We start from the raw sequence: 19804 nt of genomic DNA on the forward strand, positions 1-19804 counted from the left end.
CATGTCCGCGACGCCTGCATGGGCGGCCTCGATCGCGAACAGTTCATGTTCTCCCGACGGTCCGGGTAGTGGTACGTGGTCGAACGTGGCGGGCTGTTGGGCCAACGCTGGCGCCGCTGGCGCGCTGCACAACCTTGGCGAGACCGTCATTGGTTCGTACGGTTATGTGCCGACCAATGTCAGCTTCGCCACCATTTTCGGTTTCGCGGGCCAGTCCAACGCGCTGTACGGCACGTCACTGGGCGCGAACGGCGTAGTTGCCAGTGGCGCACAGAACAGCGTGGCCTTGGGCGCTGGATCAGTCGCGACGGAATCCAACACGGTCTCGGTGGGACGAGTCGGAAACAACCCGCTCTACAACGTTCATACCAGCGGCGACTCAACCGGAGCGGATTCCGCGCCCATGAACCAGTCGCTTCTCGGCACGGTGAATCGCCGCGTGACGAACATGGCAGCGGGTATCAACGATACGGACGCAGCCAACGTTTCTCAGGTCAAGGGCGTGACGAGCGCGCTAGGCGGCGGCGCCGGCGTCAATTCCGACGGCTCCGTCAAGAAGCCGACGTACGTCGTGCAGGGCGCGAGCGTCAGCGATATCGGCTCGGCGCTGTCGAAGCTCGACTCCGTCGTCAGCAACGTCAACAATGGCGCCGGTATCAAATATTTCCACGCGACTTCGACGCTCGCCGATTCGGTCGTAGGCGGCGCAAACTCCATCGCCATCGGCGGCGCGGCGGTGACGGGCGCGGCGGCCAATGCAATCGCCATCGGCGCCAACGCATCGGCGCAGGGCGCGAACTATTACGATGGCAGCTATAGCGTTGCGATTGGTTCGGGCGCGCGCGCGGATTCGACAGCAGGCAACTGGGGCCACGACACGGCCATCGGCGGCAACGCGAACGCCAGCACGACCAATGGCACAGCCGTAGGTTATGGTGCGACGGCATCCGGTATCACCGCCAGTGCGGTCGGATTCACTGCTACTGCCGGCGGCGGTTACGCAAACGCAGTCGGCTACCAGACCAACGCAGCGGGTCAGGACAGCGTGGCGATCGGCACGCAGGCGAACGTCGCCGCGACGGCTTCACAGAGCGTCGCACTGGGTGCGCGGGCCACGGCATCGGCGATTAACTCGGTTGCGCTCGGCACCAACTCGACGACTACGGCAAACCTGGGCGCCGCTGCCTACAACCCCGGCTCGGCGGCGCTGTCAGGTACGGCTTCCGTCGCCAACGGCGAAGTGTCGGTGGGCAAGGCAGGCGCTGAGCGTCGCGTGACGAACGTCGCAGCAGGTTCCGCTGCAACGGATGCCGTGAACGTGAGCCAACTGCAGTCGGAAGACGCAAAGGTCAACGGCGTCTCGAACAGCGTGGCCAACCTCAGCAACACGGTCAACAACTTCGCTGGCAGCGTCACGAACATCAACAACATCAGTACCTCCGTGACGAACATCGTCAACGGCGGCGGCATCAAGTACTTCCACGCGAATTCGACCCGCGCGGATTCGGTCGCCTCCGCGACGGACGCGGTGGCGATCGGCGGTAACGCGACGGCCTCTGGCAACTGGTCGCAGGCGGTCGGCGAACTGACGACGGCCAGCGGCACGAGTTCGCTGGCAATGGGCGACGCGACGATCTCGACGGGCGCCGCGTCCGTCGCGCTCGGCGCGCACGCAACAGCGGCCGGCGCAGCAGGCATCGCGATCGGTCAGAACGCACAAAACCTCGCTGGCGCCAACAACTCGCTGGCGCTCGGCGGAGACGCCGCTGCCGGTGACAAGGCAGTCGCGATCGGCAATGGCTCGAAAGCGGCCGGCACGTGGGCGGTTGCAGCCGGCGTGAATTCGCAGGCAGCGGGTGCACAGGGCTCGGCGTTCGGCAACAGCGCCAGCGCGAGCGGTTCGCTGGCGACGGCGCTGGGCACGGGTGCTGCCGCGACAACCGCGAATTCGGTGGCGATCGGTGCGTACTCCACCACCACGGCCAATCTGAGCGCGGCGGCATACAACCCGGGCTCGGCGGCGCTGTCGGGCACGGCTTCCGTCGCCAACGGCGAAGTGTCGATGGGCAAGTCGGGCGCTGAGCGTCGCGTGACGAACGTCGCAGCAGGTTCCGCTGCAACGGATGCCGTGAACGTGAGCCAGTTACAGTCTGAAGACGCGAAGGTCTCGGCTTTCGGCAATAACGTGTCGAATCTGAGCAACACGGTCAACAACTACGCCGGCAGCATCACGAACATCAACACCTCGGTGACGAACATCGTCAACGGCGGCGGCATCAAGTACTTCCACGCGAATTCCACGCGCACGGATTCCGTCGCGTCGGGCACGGCGCTGACGATGATTCCCGACGTCGATCAGGGCAAGACGGTGGCGGTCGGCGTCGGCGCGGGCACGTATCAGGGCTATCAGGCGGCTGCGCTGGGCGCGTCGGCGCGGGTCACGGAGAACATCAAGGTCAAGCTTGGCGCGGGCATCAGCGCGCAGGGGACGACCTTCGGTGCGGGTGCGTCGTACCAGTGGTGAGCGCGCGTCGCGCGTTTACAAGCCGTACGCCTCAAACAAGGCGCAAACAAGGCGCAAACAAGGCGCAAACAAGCCGCAAACGAAGCGGGCTCCATCGCGAGCCCGTTTTTCATGCGCTGGACCGCAAGAGCCGCTATGTCGCCACTCTGCGCTGCGCAATCAGATCCTTCGCGCCCGCGAGCTTCTCCGCCAGCTCCGGCCCGCGTTCCAGCGCGACGCCGACAGCCAGAATGTCGCCGATGGCCAGATGCGACGTGCGCGATGTCATCGGCGAAAAGATGTCGGTGTCTTCGTCGACGTTGGCGAACAGGCCGACCGTCGCGATGCGCGCCAGCGGCGAATTGCCATGCGTCACGGCGATCACCTTCGCGCCCGCGGCCAACGCTGAACGCGCCGCATCGATGATGTCGCGCGTGCGGCCCGTATTCGAAATCGCCACCACGACATCGCCTTCGCCGAGCAACGCCGCCGACATCAGAAACGTGTGCGGATCGGAATACGCGACGCTCGGCATGCCCAGGCGGAAGAACTTGTGCTGCATATCGAGCGCGGCGATACCCGAGCCGCCCGCTCCGTAAAACTCGATGCGTTTCGCCTGCGCGAGCAACTGGATCGCCGCCGCCACGCTATCGGAGGACAGATTGTTGCGCACCTGGATCAGCGCGCCGATGGTCCGGTCGAGCACCTTCGCGGCTACGCCGGGCACGGGCTCGTCGGGGCGCACGTCGCGATAGACGGCGGGCACCTCCGTTGCTATGCCTTGCGCCAGGCGGATCTTGAATTCGCGGAAGCCTGAAAAGCCCAGCGCATGGCAAAAGCGCGCGATGGTCGGCTGACTGACACCGGCGCGCGCGGCCACCTCCGTCATCGACAGGTCGAGCACTTCGCGCGGCGCTTCGATCACGTAGTCGGCGAGCTTGCGTTCGGAAGGACGCAACTGGTCGCGCATCGCCTCCACCTGGGACAGCATCATCGGGAATCTCGCACTATGCTGAAGAATGCGTGGACTATAGCTGATACACGGATAAGTACAAAAACTACATATGTGCCGTAGGGGATTACCCTGATGGCATCGTGAATTTCGCTGAAACGTCCGCCTCGCAACGGATTGAGATGATTTCTGAAGCGACGCAGATTCAGCAACTGCCACATTGTGTGCTTGTAGTTTTTCTACTAATATCCCGGTTGCCGGCTTCCATGCCGTTCCCCGCGATATCAATCTGGCGCAGCGCGCACGAGCGCGAGCCAGCGACGAAGGAGCATCGATGGTTTCCCCGCATTCGCAACTGATGAAGGTCACGAAGCGCGTGATCGAGCGCAGCAAGCCGACGCGCGCAGCCTATCTGGCGCGCATCGACCATGCGCAAGGCAAGTTCCCGGCGCGCGGCGCGCTGTCTTGCGCGAATCTCGCGCACGGCTTCGCCGGCATGGAGGGCAACGACAAGCTCGTCATCAAGCAGATCCGGCAACCGAATATCGGCATCGTCTCGTCGTACAACGAGATGCTCTCGGCGCACGCGCCGTACAAGGATTTCCCGGACATCATCAAGGCCGCCGCGCGTGAAAACGGCGGCGTCGCGCAGTTCGCGGGCGGCGTGCCGGCGATGTGCGACGGCATCACGCAGGGCAACGCGGGCATGGAACTGTCGCTGTTCTCGCGCGAAGTGATCGCGATGAGCACGGCCGTCGCGCTCACGCACAACATGTTCGACGCGGCGCTGTGCCTCGGCGTGTGCGACAAGATCGTGCCGGGCCTGCTGATTGGCGCGCTGCAATTCGGCCATCTGCCCACCATCTTCGTGCCCGCCGGCCCGATGACGAGCGGCATCTCCAACGACGCGAAGGCCAAGGTGCGCCAGGAATTCGCAACGGGCCAGTGCAACCGCGAGGCGCTGCTCGAATCGGAAGCGGCCGCGTACCACGGCCACGGCACCTGCACCTTCTACGGCACGGCCAACAGCAATCAGATGCTGATGGAAATCATGGGCCTGCATCTGCCCGGCTCGGCGTTCGTGCACCCGCACACGCCGTTGCGCGACGCGCTGACGGCGCAAGCCGCGCGCCGCGTGCTCGATCTGACCGTTGAGCGCGGCAACTACATGCCGATCGGCCATGTGATCGACGAGAAGGCGATCATCAACGGCATCGTCGGTTTGCTGGCGACGGGCGGTTCGACCAATCACACGCTGCACCTCGTCGCGATTGCGCGCGCGGCGGGCATCATCATCGACTGGGACGATTTCGACACGCTGTCGGCATCCGTGCCGCTGCTCGCGAAGGTCTACCCGAACGGCAAGGCCGACGTGAACCACTTCCACGCGGCAGGCGGCATGGCGTACCTGACGCGCACGCTGCTTGAAGGCGGCCTGCTGCACGACGACGTGAATACGGTCGCGGGCAAGGGCCTCGCGCATTACACGGAAGAACCGAAGCTGCTCGACGGCAAGCTCACGTGGGTGCCCGCCGCCACGGAAAGCCACGACACGGCGGTACTGCGCAGCATCAATGATCCGTTCCAGCCGGACGGCGGCCTGCGCCTGATGCAAGGCAAGCTCGGCCGCGGCGTGATCAAGATTTCGGCCGTCGCGAAACAGCATCGCACGGTGAAGGCGCCCGCGATCGTGTTCGATTCGCAGGAAGCCGTGCAGGAAGCGTTCGATAACGGCGAACTCAAGCGCGACTTCATCGCCGTCGTGCGCTTCCAGGGCGCGCGGGCAAACGGCATGCCCGAGCTGCATCGTTTGACGCCGCTGCTGGGCGTGTTGCAGGATCAGGGTTTCCACGTCGCGCTCGTGACTGACGGCCGCATGTCGGGTGCGTCGGGCAAGGTGCCCGCCGTGATCCACGTGTCGCCCGAAGCGCTGCTGCAAGGGCCGCTCGGCAAGGTGCGCACGGGCGACATGCTCGTCATCGACGCGGAAGCGGGCGTGCTCGATATCGAAATCGACGATGCGCAATGGGCCGCGCGCCCGATTGCCGTGTCGCAGCATCAGGCGGAAAACGAAGTGGGTTTCGGGCGCGAACTGTTCGGCGTGTTCCGCGCTGCGGCGGCGCCGGCGGAAATGGGCGCGTCGGTGTTCGGACCGCTCGTCGGCGAAGCGCCGCACGCGGCGCAGGCAGATCAAACGGCAGGCGTTGCTGCGCGCGAAGCCAGCCACGCAATGCAGACATAAAGCGAAAAGGAGTCTGAAGATGACGTCGAAAACAGTCAGCGAAATCGTGCGCCTCGGTCCCGTGATCCCGGTTCTCGCATTCGATACGGTCGAGCAGGGCGAGCACGTGTCGCGCGCGCTGCACGCGGGCGGCGTGAAGGTGCTCGAAATCACGCTGCGCACCCCAGCCGGCATCGGCGCGATCGAGCGCGCGAGCCAGCTGGCGGAAGACATCGTGGTCGGGGTCGGCACGATCACGCGGCCCGAGCACTGCGAGCAGGCGAAGAAGGCGGGCGCGCAATTCGGCGTGTCGCCGGGTCTGACGAAAGACATGCACAAGGCCGCGCAGGACGCCGGCTTGCCGTTGCTGCCCGGCGTGATGACGCCGAGCGACATCATCGTCGCGCTCGAACTCGGCTATGAGATCGTCAAGTTCTTCCCCGCGCAGCAAGCGGGCGGCGTGCCGATGCTGCAAGCGTTCTACGGTCCGTTCCCGACGCTGAAGTTCTGCCCGACGGGCGGCATCACGGCGGAAACGGCGCCGAATTTCCTCGCGCTGCCGAATGTGGTCTGCGTCGGCGGTTCGTGGCTCACGCCGAAGGCGGCACTTGCCGCGCAAAACTGGGACGAAGTCACGCGTCTCGCGCGCGCCGCCAGCGAGTTGGCCGCCCCGGCGCATTGATGCGCCGCGCCGCGCTTTAACCGAACCCCGCAAGCGGCTTCATCGAACCTCGCCGTTAGCCTCTACAGGCTCTCGCGGCGAGGTTTTTTGCTTTTTGCGCGGGTTTATTCCGTGCGCGATTTACGTCAACAAACAGTAAAATTCAGCGTCCGCGAACGCGCCTGTATTGACGGCGCTTCAGCGTCCGGAAGCGGGCGAGGTGCAGCAGCACTTTGCAATCAAACCAACAAAACCAATGGAGGAGCTTCATGGAAGCTGTCCACGGCAGCATGCTGCTGATTTACGCCGTGATCGCCATTGCAGTGCTGATCCTGATGATCACGCGCTTCAAGGTGTATCCGTTCCTCGTCCTGATCATCGTGTCGCTGCTGCTCGGTCTTGCCGTCGGCATGCCGGCGGGCACGATCGTGAAGTCGTTCGAAACGGGCAACGGCAACACGCTCGGCCACATTGCGATCGTCGTCGGTCTCGGCACGATGCTCGGCAAGATGATGGCCGAATCGGGTGGCGCCGAGCGCATCGCCACCACGCTGATCAACTGGTTCGGCGAGAAGAACATTCACTGGGCGATGATGTGCGTCGCGATCATCGTCGGTTTGCCGGTGTTCTTCGAAGTCGGCTTCGTGCTGCTGATTCCGATTGCGTTCAACGTCGCGAAACGCACGGGCAAATCGCTGCTGCTGATCGGCTTGCCGATGGTCGCGGGTCTGTCCGTCGTGCACGGCCTGATTCCGCCGCACCCGGCCGCGCTGCTCGCCGTGCAGGCCTATCACGCTGACATCGGCCGCACGATTGCGTATGGCCTGCTCGTCGGCGTGCCGACGGCGATTGTCGCCGGTCCGCTGTTCGCGCTGCTGATTCATCGGCAGATCAAGCTCGCCGAGAACAATCCGCTCGCCGCGCAATTCATCGATACCGAGCATCAAGAGGGCTCGCGCGAACTGCCGGGCTTTGGCATCACGCTGTTCACGATTCTGCTGCCTGTGATCCTGATGCTGATCGGCAGCTGGGCGGATCTCATCGTCCCGCCGAAGACGACGGCGAACGATCTGCTGAAGTTCATCGGCATCTCCGACGTCGCGCTGCTGATCGCCGTGCTCGTCAGCTTCTGGACGTTCGGCGCGAAGCGCGGCTTCAACCGCGAGCAGATCCAGAAGTTCTGCGGCGAGTGTCTGGCGCCCATCGCGGGCATTACGCTGATCGTCGGCGCGGGCGGCGGCTTTGGCCGCGTGCTGCTGGATAGCGGCATCTCGAAGGAGATTGTCGCGACGGCAACGGCGGCGCATCTGTCGCCGCTGATGTTCGGCTGGCTCGTGGCGGCGATGATCCGTCTTGCGACGGGTTCCGCGACGGTTGCGATGACGACGGCCTGCGGCATCGTCGCGCCTGTGGCGGCGGCAAGCGGCGTGCAGGTGAAGCCGGAACTACTGGTGCTGGCCACGGGTTCGGGCTCGCTGATTTTCTCGCACGTCAACGACGGCGGTTTCTGGCTGATCAAGGAGTATTTCGGCATGACGGTGGGGCAGACGTTCAAGACATGGTCGCTCTGCGAAACCATCATCTCGCTGATGGGCCTGGGTTTGACCTTCGCGTTGGCGGCGGTCCTGTAAGGAGTTTCAGATGATTTTGATCGTGATGGGCGTGTCGGGCGCCGGCAAGACCCTGATTGGCGAAATGCTGGCGGAGCGGCTCAAGTGCAGCTTCACCGACGGCGACGCGTTTCACAGTGCCGCCAACAAGGAAAAGATGCACAACGGCATTCCGCTGACGGACGAAGACCGCTGGCCGTGGCTCAGAACGATCCGCGCGGCGATCGAAGAGAAGCAGCGGGCGCACGAGACGGCCGTGTTCACGTGCTCGTCGTTGAAGCGCTCGTATCGCGATGTATTGCGCGACGGTGATCGCGATGTGTGTTTTGTTTATCTGAAGGGATCGCGGGAGGTGCTCGAAGAGCGTCTTAAGACGCGCACCGGGCATTTCTTCGATCCTTCGCTGCTGCAGAGTCAACTCGATACGCTCGAAGAGCCGGGTGATGACGAGGCGATTACGGTGAGTATCGAGTTGACGCCTGAGCAGATCGTCGAGGAGACGCTGGCTAAGATCGCCGCCAGGTAGTTTTTTTGTTTTGTCTGCGACGCTGTGATTCTGCTTGCATCGGCGGTGCTGTGTTTTTTCGCTCGCATCCGCGAGGCGGCTAGCGTTGCCGTTGGTGTCAGTGTTTTCGCTTGCATCCGCGATGCGGTGGTTGCTGCGCTAGCGTTGCCCCTGTGCGGGGCGGCAGTTACTTTCTTTGCCGCCGCAAAGAAAGTAAGCAAAGAAAGTAAGCAAAGAAAGCGGGCTAACACCACTAACTCTTGCCCTTTACCCACGGGTCCCCAACGTCCCCACACCTCACACGGCAACGCACTCGCTTTAGGTGCGTTGCCAACGTTCTTCCCCCCGCTCCTCACCCACTTCACGCGTCCGTACAACGGCTAGCCGTGTCTGACATTTGGCGTTCCATTGCGGCAAACTCTGTGTAGGTCGTCTCGCCGTTTAGGCTGATGCACGGACAGCAATCCATCGGGCACCGATCGGTTTGCAGTGCGATGGGTTTGCGATGCGATGACCTACACAGAGTTTGCCGCATGGCGGCTCAAACCATCCGGCGTGGCTATTTGATGTACGGATGGGCAAGCGGGTGCGGCGCTGCCTCGCGCGCGGGCAACTGACGCACGCTGATGCGCTGCCGCGCGAAGGATGGGGACGCGGAGAGCCCGTGGAAAAGCGTCAAGCGGCTCGGCGTGAGCGGCTTTCTTTTGCCTGCTTTTCTTTGCCGCTGCAAAGAAAAGTAGGTGCCGCCCCGCACAGGGGCAACACCAGCAAACCAGAGGCAAAACGCGGATGCCAGCAAAACCCCCAAAAGTGCGTCGGCAGAGGGGAAAAAAGCGTTACTTGATCCGCTTGGCCAACTCAGCGGCCATACCGACGTAAGAAGCAGGCGTCATCGCCAGAAGACGCGCTTTGGCGTCAGAAGGAATGGCAAGGCCGTTGATGAACACCTGAAGTGCATCCCGCGTGATGCCCTTGCCACGCGTCAGCTCCTTCAACTGCTCGTACGGGTTCTCGATGCCATAACGGCGCATCACCGTCTGCACCGGCTCGGCGAGCACTTCCCACGTCGCATCGAGGTCGTCGTTCAGGCGCTGCGGATTCACCTCGAGCTTGTCGAGGCCGCGATTCAACGCATCATAAGCAAGCAGCGAATAACCAAACGCAACACCGATATTGCGCAGCACCGTCGAATCCGTCAGATCGCGCTGCCAGCGCGAAACGGGAAGCTTGTCGGCGAGATGGCGCAGCGTCGCATTCGCAAGACCGAGGTTGCCTTCCGAGTTTTCGAAGTCGATCGGGTTGACCTTGTGCGGCATCGTCGACGAACCGATTTCGCCTGCCTTCGTCTTCTGCTTGAAGTAGCCGAGCGAGATGTAGCCCCACACGTCGCGGTCGAGGTCCAGCAGGATCGTGTTCGCGCGCGCGACGGCGTCGAACAGTTCGGCCATGTAATCGTGCGGCTCGATCTGGATCGTGTACGGGTTGAACGTGAGCTTCAGGCGCTGCTCGACCACTTCCTTCGAGAACGCTTCCCAATCGAACTCCGGATACGCCGACAGGTGCGCGTTGAAGTTGCCGACGGCCCCGTTCATCTTGCCGAGCAACTCGACCTTCGCAATGCGCTCGATTGCGCGCGCAAGACGCGCCGCGACGTTGGCAATTTCCTTGCCCAGCGTGGTCGGGCTGGCGGGCTGGCCGTGCGTGCGCGAGAGCATCGGCTGATCGGCGTGCGCATGCGCGAGCGCGACGAGGCGCTGGTGCACGGCGCGCAGCGCGGGCAGGATGACATGTTCGCGCGCGCCCGCGAGCATCAGGCCGTGCGACGTGTTGTTGATGTCTTCGGACGTGCACGCGAAGTGAATGAACTCGCTCGCGCGCTCCAGTTCCGGCTGACCCTTCACCGATTCCTTCAGCCAGTACTCGACCGCCTTCACGTCGTGATTCGTCACACGCTCGATGTCCTTGATGCGCGCGGCGTCATGCGCGGTGAAGCGCTCGACGAGTTGCAGCAGGAACTGCTCCGACGCTTCGGAGAAGCGCGGCACTTCGGCGAAACCGGCGCGCGACAGCGCGATCAGCCAGTGAATTTCCACCGTCACGCGATGGCGCATGAAGGCGGCTTCCGAGAGCCAGTCGCGCAAGGCTTCGGTTTTCGATGCATAACGGCCGTCGAGCGGAGAGAGGGCGGTCAGCGCGAAGAGGGTGTCGGGGCGGGTGTCGGACATGATGGGGCGGGCAGGATCGTGAAGAAAGCGATACGGGGAGAACCGGGAATTTTACCACTTTAGGACATGCGCTCCGGCGCGTGCGGATGCGCGACGGCGCTTCGGGACGCACGCCGCCGCTAGAATGCTGACTTTCCGTCATTGCTGGAGTGTTGGGTCTGTATGGAACTGAAATGGCTCGAAGACTTCGTTTCGCTGGCGGAAACGCGCAGTTTCAGCCGGTCGGCGGAATTGCGGCACGTGACGCAGCCCGCATTCTCGCGACGCATCCAGGCGCTCGAAGCGTGGCTCGGCACGGAACTGATCGACCGTTCGGTTTACCCGACGCGGCTCACGGCGGCAGGCCAGGTGTTCTACGAACAGGCGCTCGCGATGCTGTCGCAGTTTCACGAGGCGCGCACGCTGTTGCGCGGCCATACCGCGACGCCTGCCGCGACCATCGAGTTCGCCGTGCCGCACACGCTGTCGCTCACCTACTTTCCGCGCTGGCTGCAGCGCATCGAGGCGCAGCTCGGTTCGATCCACACGCGGCTGCGCGCGCTGAACGTGCACGATGCCGTGCTGTCGCTGGTCGAAGGCGGCTGCGATCTGGTGATGGGCTACCACCATCCGAGCCATCCCGTCGCGCTCGACCCGGCGCGCTACGACATGTTGACGCTCGGCATCGAATCGATCAGTCCGTTTTCCGCGCCGGGCAAAGGCGGGCGCCCGCGCTACACGCTGCCCGGCACGTCCGACGCGCCCACGCCCTATCTGTCGTACACGCCGAATGCGTACCTGGGCCGCATGACGGAGGTGATCTTCGCGACCGCGCCGGGGCGGCTCTATCTCGACCGCGTGTATGAAACGGACATGGCGGAAGGGCTGAAGGCGATGGCGCTCGCGGGACACGGCGTGGCGTTCCTGCCGCACAGCGCCGTCGAGGACGCCATTGCCGAAGGCCGCCTGATCCGGCTCGACCGCGCCTCGCGCGGCGTCGCGCAAGGGCAGTTGACCCTCACGATGGAGATTCGCCTGTATCGAGACAAGCTCGCCGTGCAAGGCGACGACGCGCGCCAGCAGCTCGTGCGCGCGCTGTGGGATGTCGTGAGCGCCGAACTCGCGCACGCCTCGAAGTAGGCAACAGTGCATTGCGCGGCCCGGCAATACCCGCTCTGCGACATGTATTTGCGGTTTACGCAGCGTTATGCAAGAAAAGCATAAGGGGATGATCAAACGGCATTGGACCCTTCGAGCGCTTTCTTTCGACAATGGCGGCACCCGATAAAACGCTGGAGCGTTCATGTCTACCGCGGCAAATCTGCAGTCCATCCCGTCCTACCTTCACGCCGACGATCTCGGCCCCTGGGGCAACTATCTGCGTCAGGTCGATCGCGTCGCGCCGTATCTCGGCTCGCTGTCGCGCTGGCTCGAAACGCTGAAGCGCCCGAAGCGCATTCTCATCGTCGACGTGCCCATCGAGCTCGATAACGGCACCGTCGCGCACTTCGAAGGCTATCGCGTGCAGCACAACGTATCGCGCGGTCCGGGCAAGGGCGGTGTGCGTTATCACCAGGACGTGACGCTGTCGGAAGTGATGGCGCTGTCGGCGTGGATGTCGGTGAAAAATGCTGCCGTGAATGTGCCCTACGGCGGCGCTAAAGGCGGTATCCGCGTCGATCCGCGCACGCTGTCGCGCGGCGAACTGGAACGCGTGACGCGCCGCTACACGAGCGAAATCGGCATCATCATCGGACCGAACACCGACATCCCCGCGCCGGACGTGAACACGAACGAGCAGATCATGGCGTGGATGATGGACACCTACTCGATGAACCAGGGCCAAACGGCCACGGGCGTCGTGACGGGCAAGCCGATTACGCTGGGCGGGTCGCTCGGCCGTCGTGAAGCGACGGGCCGCGGCGTGTTCGTGGTCGGCTGCGAAGCGGCGCGCCGCATCGGCATGGACATCGAAGGCGCGCGCATCGCCGTGCAGGGCTTCGGCAACGTGGGCGGCATCGCGGCGCGTCTGTATCAGGAAGCGGGCGCGAAGGTCGTCGCCGTGCAGGATCACACGGGCACGCTTTACAAGGAGTCGGGCATCGATGCCGTCGCGCTGCTCGAGCACGTCGCGAAGCACGGCGGCGTGGGCGGCTATGCGGAAGCCGACAAGATCGCGAACGAAGACTTCTGGACGATCGAATCGGACATCCTGATTCCCGCCGCGCTGGAAAACCAGATCACCGAGAAAAACGCCGGCAAGATTCGTACGAAGATCGTCGTGGAAGGCGCGAACGGCCCGACCACGACAGCCGCCGACGACATTCTGCATGACAAGGGCATCCTCGTGATTCCCGACGTCGTCGCGAATGCGGGCGGCGTGACGGTGTCGTACTTCGAGTGGGTGCAGGACTTCTCGAGCTTCTTCTGGACGGAAGACGAGATCAACGAGCGTCTCGAGCGCGTGATGCGCGAAGCGTTCGCGGCCGTCTGGCAGGTGGCGAGCGAGCAGAAGGTGTCGGTGCGCACGGCGGCGTTTATCGTTGCGTGCAAACGCATCCTCCAAGCGCGCGAAATGCGCGGCCTGTACCCCTGATGCACGCATGGCCGGCGCAGCAATAGCCGGCCGACAGGGCGCCCGGCGAGGAGGGCGCCCGCAGCGCTTCACCAGCGCGAATCAGGCAGTTCGCGCAGAATACCGGGCGGACGGCATCTTCGGATGCCGTCCGTTTTTGTGCAGTTGAAGTGGGCTGCAACCGGCAAAAACGACGCATCCGATGAGGTTTGCATCGGCCGGTAAAGCCGCTGTAAGCCAATACGGACGGCGCCGCCGCGCAAATGGTGGCTTTACGCAACACTGCGCGCGGAACATGGTTAACAACCATACTTTCAGAATAATTACTGAGATACACTGGCGCCGGTTCTTGCCAAGGAGATCACAAATGAAGGTTAAAAAAGCTGCGCTGCTTCTCGCGACTCTGGGTTTGTTCACGGTAGGCGCGCAAGCGCAGGACGCCGGCACGCTGAAGAAAATCAAGGACACGGGCGTCATTTCGCTGGGTCACCGCGAATCGTCGATTCCGTTTTCGTACTACGACGACAAGCAGAACGTGGTCGGCTACTCGCAGGAATTCGCACTGAAGGTCGTGGATGCCGTCAAGCAGAAGCTGAATATGCCTGACCTGAAGGTCAAGCTCACGCCTGTCACGTCGCAGAACCGTATTCCGCTGGTGCAGAACGGCACCATCGACATCGAATGCGGCTCGACCACCAACAACGCCGAGCGTCAGCAGCAGGTCTCGTTCTCGAACACGATCTTCGTGATCGGCACGCGTTTGATGACGAAGAAGGATTCGGGCATCAAGGACTGGGCTGACCTGAAGGGCAAGACGGTTGTCACGACGGCGGGCACGACGTCGGAGCGCCTGCTGCGCAAGATGAACCAGGACAAGAACATGGGCATGAACATCATCAGCGCGAAGGATCACGGGGAATCGTTCCTGACGCTGTCGACGGGCCGTGCCGCTGCGTTCATGATGGACGACGCGCTGCTCGCGGGCGAGCGCGCCAAGTCGAACAATCCGGGCGATTTCGTGATCGTCGGCGCGCCGCAATCGCATGAAGCGTACGGCTGCATGATTCGCAAGAACGATCCGGAGTTCAAGAAGGTCGTCGACGATGCGATCGCCAAGGTCGAAACGTCGGGCGAAGCCGACAAGATCTACAAGAAGTGGTTCGAATCGCCGATTCCGCCGAAGGGCCTGAACCTGAACTTCCCGGAAAGCGATGACATCAAGGCGTTGTACAAAGCACCGAACGACAAGGCAATCGACTAAATAACGTCAACTGTCGGACAACGTGTTGAACGGAACGGAAGGGGCAGGCGCTTCTTCCGTTTCTTTTTGTTGGAGTCTTCGTCATGTCATACCACTGGAACTGGGGCATTCTGCTGAGTCCGGTTTCCACCGGCGAGCCGACCACCTATCTCGGTTGGCTGCTATCCGGTCTCTGGGTGACGGTCACCGTGTCGCTGTGCGCGTGGGTGATCGCGCTGATCGTGGGTTCGTTGTTCGGCGTGCTGCGCACGGTGCCGAACAGGAAACTCGCGGCGATCGGCACCGTCTACGTCGCGATCTTCCGTAACATCCCGCTGATCGTGCAGTTCTTCATCTGGTATCTGGTGATACCGGAACTGCTGCCCGTCTCGATCGGCACATGGTTCAAGCAACTGCCGCCCAGCGCGCAGTTCTTTTCGTCGTCGATCATTTGCCTGGGCCTGTTCACCGGCGCGCGCGTGTGCGAGCAGGTGCGCTCGGGCATCAACGCGCTGCCGCGCGGCCAGCGCGGCGCGGGTCTCGCGCTCGGCTTCACGCAATGGCAGACCTACCGCTACGTGCTGCTGCCCGTCGCGTACCGGATCATCGTGCCGCCGCTCACGTCCGAGTTCCTCAACATCTTCAAGAACTCCGCCGTCGCGTCGACGATCGGCCTGCTCGATCTGTCCGCGCAGGCGCGCCAGCTCGTCGACTACACGGCGCAGACGTATGAATCGTTCATTGCCGTGACCGTCGCGTATCTGCTGATCAACCTGATCGTGATGACGCTGATGCGCATCGTCGAAGCCAAGAGCCGGCTGCCAGGCTACATCGGAGGCAAGTGATGCATCATTTCGACTGGAGCGGCATTCCGGGCTCACTGCCTACGTTATGGACGGGCGCCATCGTCACGCTGAAGATCACGATTCTCGCGATCGTGGTCGGCATTGTGTGGGGCACGGTGCTCGCGCTGTTGCGGCTGTCGGGCATCAAGCCGCTGGAATGGTTCGCCAAGCTCTACGTAACGCTTTTCCGTTCGATCCCGCTCGTGATGGTCCTGCTGTGGTTCTTCCTGATCGTGCCGCAGGTGCTGCAGAACGTGCTGGGCCTGTCCGCCGACATCGACATTCGCCTCGCGTCGGCGATGGTCGCGTTCTCGCTGTTCGAAGCCGCGTATTACTCGGAAATCATCCGCGCGGGCATTCAGGCGGTGCCGCGCGGGCAGGTGAACGCGTCGTTCGCGCTCGGCATGAACTACCCGCAGGCCATGCGCCTCGTCGTGCTGCCGCAGGCGTTTCGCGCGATGGTGCCGCTGCTGCTCACGCAAGCCATCGTGCTATTTCAGGATACGTCGCTGGTCTACGTGATCAGTCTCGCCGATTTCTTCCGCACGGCCACGAATATTGGCGATCGTGACGGCACGAACGTCGAGATGGTACTGTTCGCCGGTGCGTGTTACTTCGTGATCTGTGTGGTCGCGTCGGGCCTCGTCAAAAGTCTTCAGAAAAAGGTCGCAAGATGATCTCTATCAAGAACGTATCGAAGTGGTACGGCCAGTTCCAGGTGCTGACCGACTGCACGACGGAAATCAAAAAGGGCGAAGTGGTCGTCGTGTGCGGCCCGTCGGGCTCGGGCAAGTCGACGCTCATCAAGACGGTGAACGGTCTCGAGCCGTTCCAGAAGGGCGAGATCGTGATCAACGGCCAGTCGCTCACCGACAAGAAAACCAATCTGTCGAAGCTGCGCTCGAAAGTCGGCATGGTGTTCCAGCACTTCGAGCTGTTTCCGCATCTGTCGATCACCGAAAATCTGACGCTCGCGCAGATCAAGGTGCTCGGCCGCTCGAAAGACGAAGCGACGGCGAAGGGCCTGAAGCTGCTTGATCGCGTCGGCCTGCGCGCGCATGCGGATAAATATCCGGGCCAGCTGTCGGGCGGCCAGCAGCAGCGCGTGGCGATTGCGCGCGCGCTGTCGATGGACCCCATCGCGATGCTGTTCGACGAGCCCACGTCGGCGCTCGATCCCGAAATGATCAACGAAGTGCTCGACGTGATGGTCGAACTGGCCCAGGAAGGTATGACCATGATGTGCGTGACGCACGAAATGGGCTTTGCGAAGAAGGTCGCGCATCGCGTGATCTTCATGGACAAGGGCCTCATCGTCGAGGACGATCGCAAGGAAGATTTCTTCGCCAATCCGAAGTCGGATCGCGCGAAGGATTTTCTGGCGAAAATCCTGCACTGAGTTCACTTCGCCGCACAGAAAAAGCCGCTTCTCTGAAGCGGCTTTTTTATTTTTACGCTTGGATCGTTGAACTCTTGCTGATATCGAGAAAATGATAAGAAATATTTAGGAATATCGTTTAATGCGTTTCATCTAATCGGATTCGTCTCATTTGTTCTGCGATGATCTCGGCATAATCTTACGGTCCGAGTTTAGTAATTGCGCGAATCGCACGCGTCGCGCGGATTCAATTCAGACCCATGCGAGACAACCGATGAAAGTGTTTCTGCTGAACAGCCTTGTCGTTCACGAACTGGTATCCATGCATCTGGAAGGGCAGTGGCTGACGGCGGAACAATTCGCCGAGTCCGCAACTCTTTGGATCTCCCGTCATGCACCTGACATTCAGTTATCCGAAAAAACAATCGCGGAATTGCGGTTGGCGGCGATTCAGATTGCGAAGGATCTGATGAACGATGTTCAAGAGTCGCCGCTGACGTGTCTTTTCTTGGAAATTCCTGACGTCAACTACGCAAACCCGCTCAGTACGAAAGCATTTTCAGCGAGCCTGAACGTATGTCGCGAAAAGTTGTGTGGCTACGGACTGAGCCGCGGCGAAAAAAAAGGAAGCGGCAAAGATGCGGTGCTCGACGGGCGAACTGAACTGCGACCCTGCGCTGCGTCTGCTTGTCTGCGGAGCAAAGACGCCTTGCAACTGCGCGCCCGGCAACTGCGCGCCCGGCAACTGCGGCGCACGGGGCGAACTGCTTACGCGTGACGTATCGCCGCGTCTGGCATGACGCGGGCCGGGAGCCGATCAGGATTCGTATGCGGCGGCGTCGTCGGACTCGAGATCGACGACGGACGCAGCGGGCAGCATGCTCGCCGACGCGCTCGCGTCGCACGCCGGATTGCGCGCTTTCTCGAGCACGGCGGGCGGGACGGGCACATTGATGCGGGCGATCACTTCGCCGTGCTGGAACATCAGCAGGTCGCCGGGCTGGAATGCCGTCCACACTTCGTTGTCCGTCAGCGGCTGGGTGGCGATGACGGCGACGCGGTCTTCGGGCGTCGTGTACTTGGCGAAGTCGATCGAGACGTCGGCGTCGACAAGATGCGCGGTTGAAAACGGCCAGCTGCGCACCAGGTAATGCAGATGAGTCGAGCAGTGCGCGAACAGCGCCTGGCCATTCGACATCAGAAAATTGAACACGCCGAACTGTGTGATCTCGCGCGTCAGCGTTTCCAGCGCGGCGAACAGCTCGTTCAGCGGCGGCTGCGAGCCGGGAAACGTCTTGCGTAGTCCTTGCAACAGGGCGCAGAAAGCTAGCTCGCTATCCGTGCTGCCGACGGGCTGATACACGCCTGACAACACCGGGCTGTAATTCTGCAGGTCGCCGTTGTGCGCGAAGATCCAGTGCCGTCCCCACAACTCGCGCATGAACGGATGGCAGTTTTCGAGCACGATATGCCCCTGCGTCGCTTTGCGGATGTGCGCGATCGTGTTTTTCGACTTGATCGGGTAGCGCTTGACCATCTCGGCGATAGGCGACGTGGCCGACGACTGATGATCGATGAACAGGCGACAGGCCTTGTCTTCGAAGAAGGCGATGCCCCAGCCGTCGGAGTGGTGGTCGGTGACGCCGCCGCGCGCCGCGAAGCCGGTGAACGAGAACGTGACGTCCGTTGGCGCGGCGCAATTCATTCCGAGTAGTTGGCACATGATGCGAAAGACGAGCCTTTCTAACGGGGTATGCGCCGGGGCATAAGCACGCCGGGGCCGACCCGTTACAATGATGATTTTCCAAGCATATCACCGAGCCAGAAACGGCAAAAAGCAAAATTGACGGGTGTTTTGCCTGCATTTTGTGCAAAGACCTCGTCAGTTGTGCGATCTGCCGCGCCGCCGCCGCTCGTGACTTCCCGCCATGACTGCCTCTACTGCCGCTTCCGTCGATACCCTCACGCTCGCCCGTCCCGATGACTGGCACCTGCACGTCCGCGACGGCGCGATGCTCGCCGCCGTGCTGCCACACACTGCGCGCCAGTTCGGCCGCGCGATCATCATGCCGAACCTGAAGCCCCCCCGTCACGACGACGGAAATGGCGCGCGCCTATCGCGAGCGCATCGTCGCGGCGATTCCCGCCGGCGTGAAGTTCGAGCCCCTGATGACGCTGTATCTGACCGACAACACGCCGCCCGACGAAATCCGCCGGGCGCGTGAAAGCGGCTTCGTGCACGGCGTGAAGCTGTATCCGGCGGGCGCGACGACGAATTCGGACGCAGGCGTCACCGACATCCGCAAATGCGCGAAAACGCTCGAGATGATGCAGGAATCGGGCATGCCGCTGCTGATTCACGGCGAGGTGACGGACGCATCAATCGACCTGTTCGACCGCGAAAAGGTGTTCATCGACCGCGTGATGACGCCGTTGCGCCGCGATTTCCCCGCGCTGAAAGTCGTGTTCGAGCACATCACGACCAAAGACGCCGCCGATTACGTCCGCGACGCGGGCGCGCCGCCCGAACTGCTTGGCGCGACGATCACCGCGCATCACCTGCTGTACAACCGCAACGCGATCTTCCAGGGCGGCATCCGTCCGCATTACTACTGCTTGCCGGTGCTCAAGCGCGAGACGCATCGCGTGGCGCTGGTCGAGGCAGCGACGTCGGGCAATCCGCGCTTTTTCCTCGGCACGGACAGCGCGCCGCATCCGAAGGGGCTGAAGGAGCATGCGTGTGGCTGTGCGGGCTGCTACACGGCGCTGCACGCGCTCGAGCTGTACGCGGAAGCGTTCGACGGCGCGGGCGCGCTCGACAAGCTCGAAGGCTTTGCGAGTTTCCACGGCGCGGATTTCTACCGGCTGCCGCGCAGCGAGGAGAAGGTGACGCTGCGCCGCGAAGCGTGGACGTTGCCGGCGGAGGTCGCTGCCGGCGAGACGCCCGTCGTGCCGTTGCGCGGCGGCGAGACGATCGGCTGGAAGCTCGTTTGAACGCTTGCTGAGCCGATGTCGCGCAATGTGGATCGGCCGGGTGGCGCGCTCAAGCGCGTCGTACCTGGTTTTGCCGATATCGACTGGGCGAGGCCGTGGTTCGCCCAGGTAGCGGC

At 62.7% G+C, this 19804-nt stretch carries 15 protein-coding genes and 1 pseudogene; 13 read left to right on the plus strand and 3 right to left on the minus strand.

Translation table 11 applies throughout. From position 1 onward, the window contains the following. Position 1: 1 nt before the first annotated feature. A complete protein-coding gene (locus tag H3V53_RS19450; protein WP_336599366.1) occupies positions 2–2524 on the plus strand; it encodes a YadA family autotransporter adhesin in 2523 nt (840 codons plus the stop codon). A gap of 133 nt (positions 2525–2657) precedes the next feature. On the opposite strand, the gene H3V53_RS19455 is transcribed toward H3V53_RS19450, so the two are convergent. Then, the gene (locus H3V53_RS19455; protein WP_054918948.1) at positions 2658–3497 is read right to left on the minus strand and encodes an SIS domain-containing protein; all 840 of its coding nucleotides are present in this window, start codon (positions 3495–3497) and stop codon (positions 2658–2660) included. A gap of 292 nt (positions 3498–3789) precedes the next feature. Between H3V53_RS19455 and edd the strand changes: the two genes are divergently transcribed. The 4 genes from edd to H3V53_RS19475 all read left to right on the plus strand — a co-directional run bounded on the left by edd (position 3790) and on the right by H3V53_RS19475 (position 8473). Then, positions 3790–5697 (plus strand): phosphogluconate dehydratase, encoded by a 1908-nt coding sequence (gene edd, locus H3V53_RS19460; protein WP_336599367.1) that lies wholly within the window; start codon positions 3790–3792, stop codon positions 5695–5697. Positions 5698–5716: 19 nt separating this feature from the next. Next, on the plus strand, positions 5717–6358 hold the full coding sequence (gene eda, locus H3V53_RS19465) for a bifunctional 4-hydroxy-2-oxoglutarate aldolase/2-dehydro-3-deoxy-phosphogluconate aldolase (protein ID WP_336599368.1): 642 nt from the start codon (positions 5717–5719) through the stop codon (positions 6356–6358). A gap of 248 nt (positions 6359–6606) precedes the next feature. Next, positions 6607–7968: a GntT/GntP/DsdX family permease gene (locus H3V53_RS19470; protein ID WP_054918953.1), complete on the plus strand. Its 1362-nt coding sequence runs from the start codon at positions 6607–6609 to the stop codon at positions 7966–7968. A gap of 10 nt (positions 7969–7978) precedes the next feature. Next, positions 7979–8473 carry a gluconokinase, GntK/IdnK-type gene (locus H3V53_RS19475; RefSeq protein ID WP_054918956.1) on the plus strand — a complete coding sequence of 165 codons (495 nt, stop codon included), beginning with the start codon at positions 7979–7981 and terminating at the stop codon, positions 8471–8473. Between the two features lie 815 nt (positions 8474–9288). On the opposite strand, the gene purB is transcribed toward H3V53_RS19475, so the two are convergent. Beyond that, complete coding sequence (gene purB, locus H3V53_RS19480) at positions 9289–10677, minus strand: adenylosuccinate lyase (RefSeq protein ID WP_336599369.1); 1389 nt, start codon at positions 10675–10677, stop codon at positions 9289–9291. 162 nt (positions 10678–10839) lie between these two features. Here purB and H3V53_RS19485 point away from each other — a divergent pair, with 162 nt between their 5' ends. From H3V53_RS19485 to H3V53_RS19515, 7 genes are all read left to right on the plus strand, one after another. Further along, a complete protein-coding gene (locus H3V53_RS19485) occupies positions 10840–11796 on the plus strand; it encodes a LysR family transcriptional regulator (protein ID WP_336599370.1) in 957 nt (318 codons plus the stop codon). Between the two features lie 163 nt (positions 11797–11959). Further along, complete coding sequence (locus tag H3V53_RS19490; RefSeq protein ID WP_336599371.1) at positions 11960–13252, plus strand: Glu/Leu/Phe/Val family dehydrogenase; 1293 nt, start codon at positions 11960–11962, stop codon at positions 13250–13252. A 346-nt stretch (positions 13253–13598) separates the two neighbouring features. Further along, complete coding sequence (locus tag H3V53_RS19495) at positions 13599–14492, plus strand: glutamate/aspartate ABC transporter substrate-binding protein (RefSeq protein ID WP_054918961.1); 894 nt, start codon at positions 13599–13601, stop codon at positions 14490–14492. Between the two features lie 83 nt (positions 14493–14575). Further along, the gene (locus H3V53_RS19500; RefSeq protein ID WP_054918962.1) at positions 14576–15316 is read left to right on the plus strand and encodes an ABC transporter permease subunit; all 741 of its coding nucleotides are present in this window, start codon (positions 14576–14578) and stop codon (positions 15314–15316) included. After that, a complete protein-coding gene (gene gltK / locus H3V53_RS19505) occupies positions 15316–15993 on the plus strand; it encodes a glutamate/aspartate ABC transporter permease GltK (protein ID WP_054918965.1) in 678 nt (225 codons plus the stop codon). Before H3V53_RS19500 ends, gltK begins: the two co-directional genes overlap by 1 nt. Then, the gene (locus tag H3V53_RS19510) at positions 15990–16715 is read left to right on the plus strand and encodes an amino acid ABC transporter ATP-binding protein (protein WP_336599372.1); all 726 of its coding nucleotides are present in this window, start codon (positions 15990–15992) and stop codon (positions 16713–16715) included. The genes gltK and H3V53_RS19510 overlap by 4 nt, the downstream gene beginning before the upstream one ends. 253 nt (positions 16716–16968) lie before the next feature. Further along, a complete protein-coding gene (locus tag H3V53_RS19515) occupies positions 16969–17472 on the plus strand; it encodes a hypothetical protein (RefSeq protein ID WP_336599373.1) in 504 nt (167 codons plus the stop codon). Between the two features lie 39 nt (positions 17473–17511). Here H3V53_RS19515 and H3V53_RS19520 read toward each other — a convergent pair whose 3' ends face one another. After that, entirely contained in the window at positions 17512–18417 is a 906-nt protein-coding gene (locus tag H3V53_RS19520) for a class II glutamine amidotransferase (protein WP_336599374.1), read from the minus strand. Positions 18418–18622: 205 nt separating this feature from the next. Between H3V53_RS19520 and pyrC the strand changes: the two are divergent. After that, positions 18623–19688, plus strand: a pseudogene (gene pyrC / locus H3V53_RS19525) (dihydroorotase). Positions 19689–19804: the final 116 nt, after the last annotated feature.

Source organism: Paraburkholderia bengalensis (assembly GCF_037126505.1).
Classification (GTDB): Bacteria; Pseudomonadota; Gammaproteobacteria; order Burkholderiales; family Burkholderiaceae; genus Paraburkholderia; species Paraburkholderia bengalensis.

What these genes read in the sequence shown, in the direction of transcription:
- H3V53_RS19450 (WP_336599366.1), top strand. Translation starts at nt 2, where the DNA reads ATGTCCGCGACGCCTGCATGGGCGGCCTCGATCGCGAACAGTTCATGT.
- H3V53_RS19455 (WP_054918948.1), bottom strand. Translation starts at nt 3,497, where the DNA reads ATGATGCTGTCCCAGGTGGAGGCGATGCGCGACCAGTTGCGTCCTTCC.
- edd (WP_336599367.1), top strand. Translation starts at nt 3,790, where the DNA reads ATGGTTTCCCCGCATTCGCAACTGATGAAGGTCACGAAGCGCGTGATC.
- eda (WP_336599368.1), top strand. Translation starts at nt 5,717, where the DNA reads ATGACGTCGAAAACAGTCAGCGAAATCGTGCGCCTCGGTCCCGTGATC.
- H3V53_RS19470 (WP_054918953.1), top strand. Translation starts at nt 6,607, where the DNA reads ATGGAAGCTGTCCACGGCAGCATGCTGCTGATTTACGCCGTGATCGCC.
- H3V53_RS19475 (WP_054918956.1), top strand. Translation starts at nt 7,979, where the DNA reads ATGATTTTGATCGTGATGGGCGTGTCGGGCGCCGGCAAGACCCTGATT.
- purB (WP_336599369.1), bottom strand. Translation starts at nt 10,677, where the DNA reads ATGTCCGACACCCGCCCCGACACCCTCTTCGCGCTGACCGCCCTCTCT.
- H3V53_RS19485 (WP_336599370.1), top strand. Translation starts at nt 10,840, where the DNA reads ATGGAACTGAAATGGCTCGAAGACTTCGTTTCGCTGGCGGAAACGCGC.
- H3V53_RS19490 (WP_336599371.1), top strand. Translation starts at nt 11,960, where the DNA reads ATGTCTACCGCGGCAAATCTGCAGTCCATCCCGTCCTACCTTCACGCC.
- H3V53_RS19495 (WP_054918961.1), top strand. Translation starts at nt 13,599, where the DNA reads ATGAAGGTTAAAAAAGCTGCGCTGCTTCTCGCGACTCTGGGTTTGTTC.
- H3V53_RS19500 (WP_054918962.1), top strand. Translation starts at nt 14,576, where the DNA reads ATGTCATACCACTGGAACTGGGGCATTCTGCTGAGTCCGGTTTCCACC.
- gltK (WP_054918965.1), top strand. Translation starts at nt 15,316, where the DNA reads ATGCATCATTTCGACTGGAGCGGCATTCCGGGCTCACTGCCTACGTTA.
- H3V53_RS19510 (WP_336599372.1), top strand. Translation starts at nt 15,990, where the DNA reads ATGATCTCTATCAAGAACGTATCGAAGTGGTACGGCCAGTTCCAGGTG.
- H3V53_RS19515 (WP_336599373.1), top strand. Translation starts at nt 16,969, where the DNA reads ATGAAAGTGTTTCTGCTGAACAGCCTTGTCGTTCACGAACTGGTATCC.
- H3V53_RS19520 (WP_336599374.1), bottom strand. Translation starts at nt 18,417, where the DNA reads ATGTGCCAACTACTCGGAATGAATTGCGCCGCGCCAACGGACGTCACG.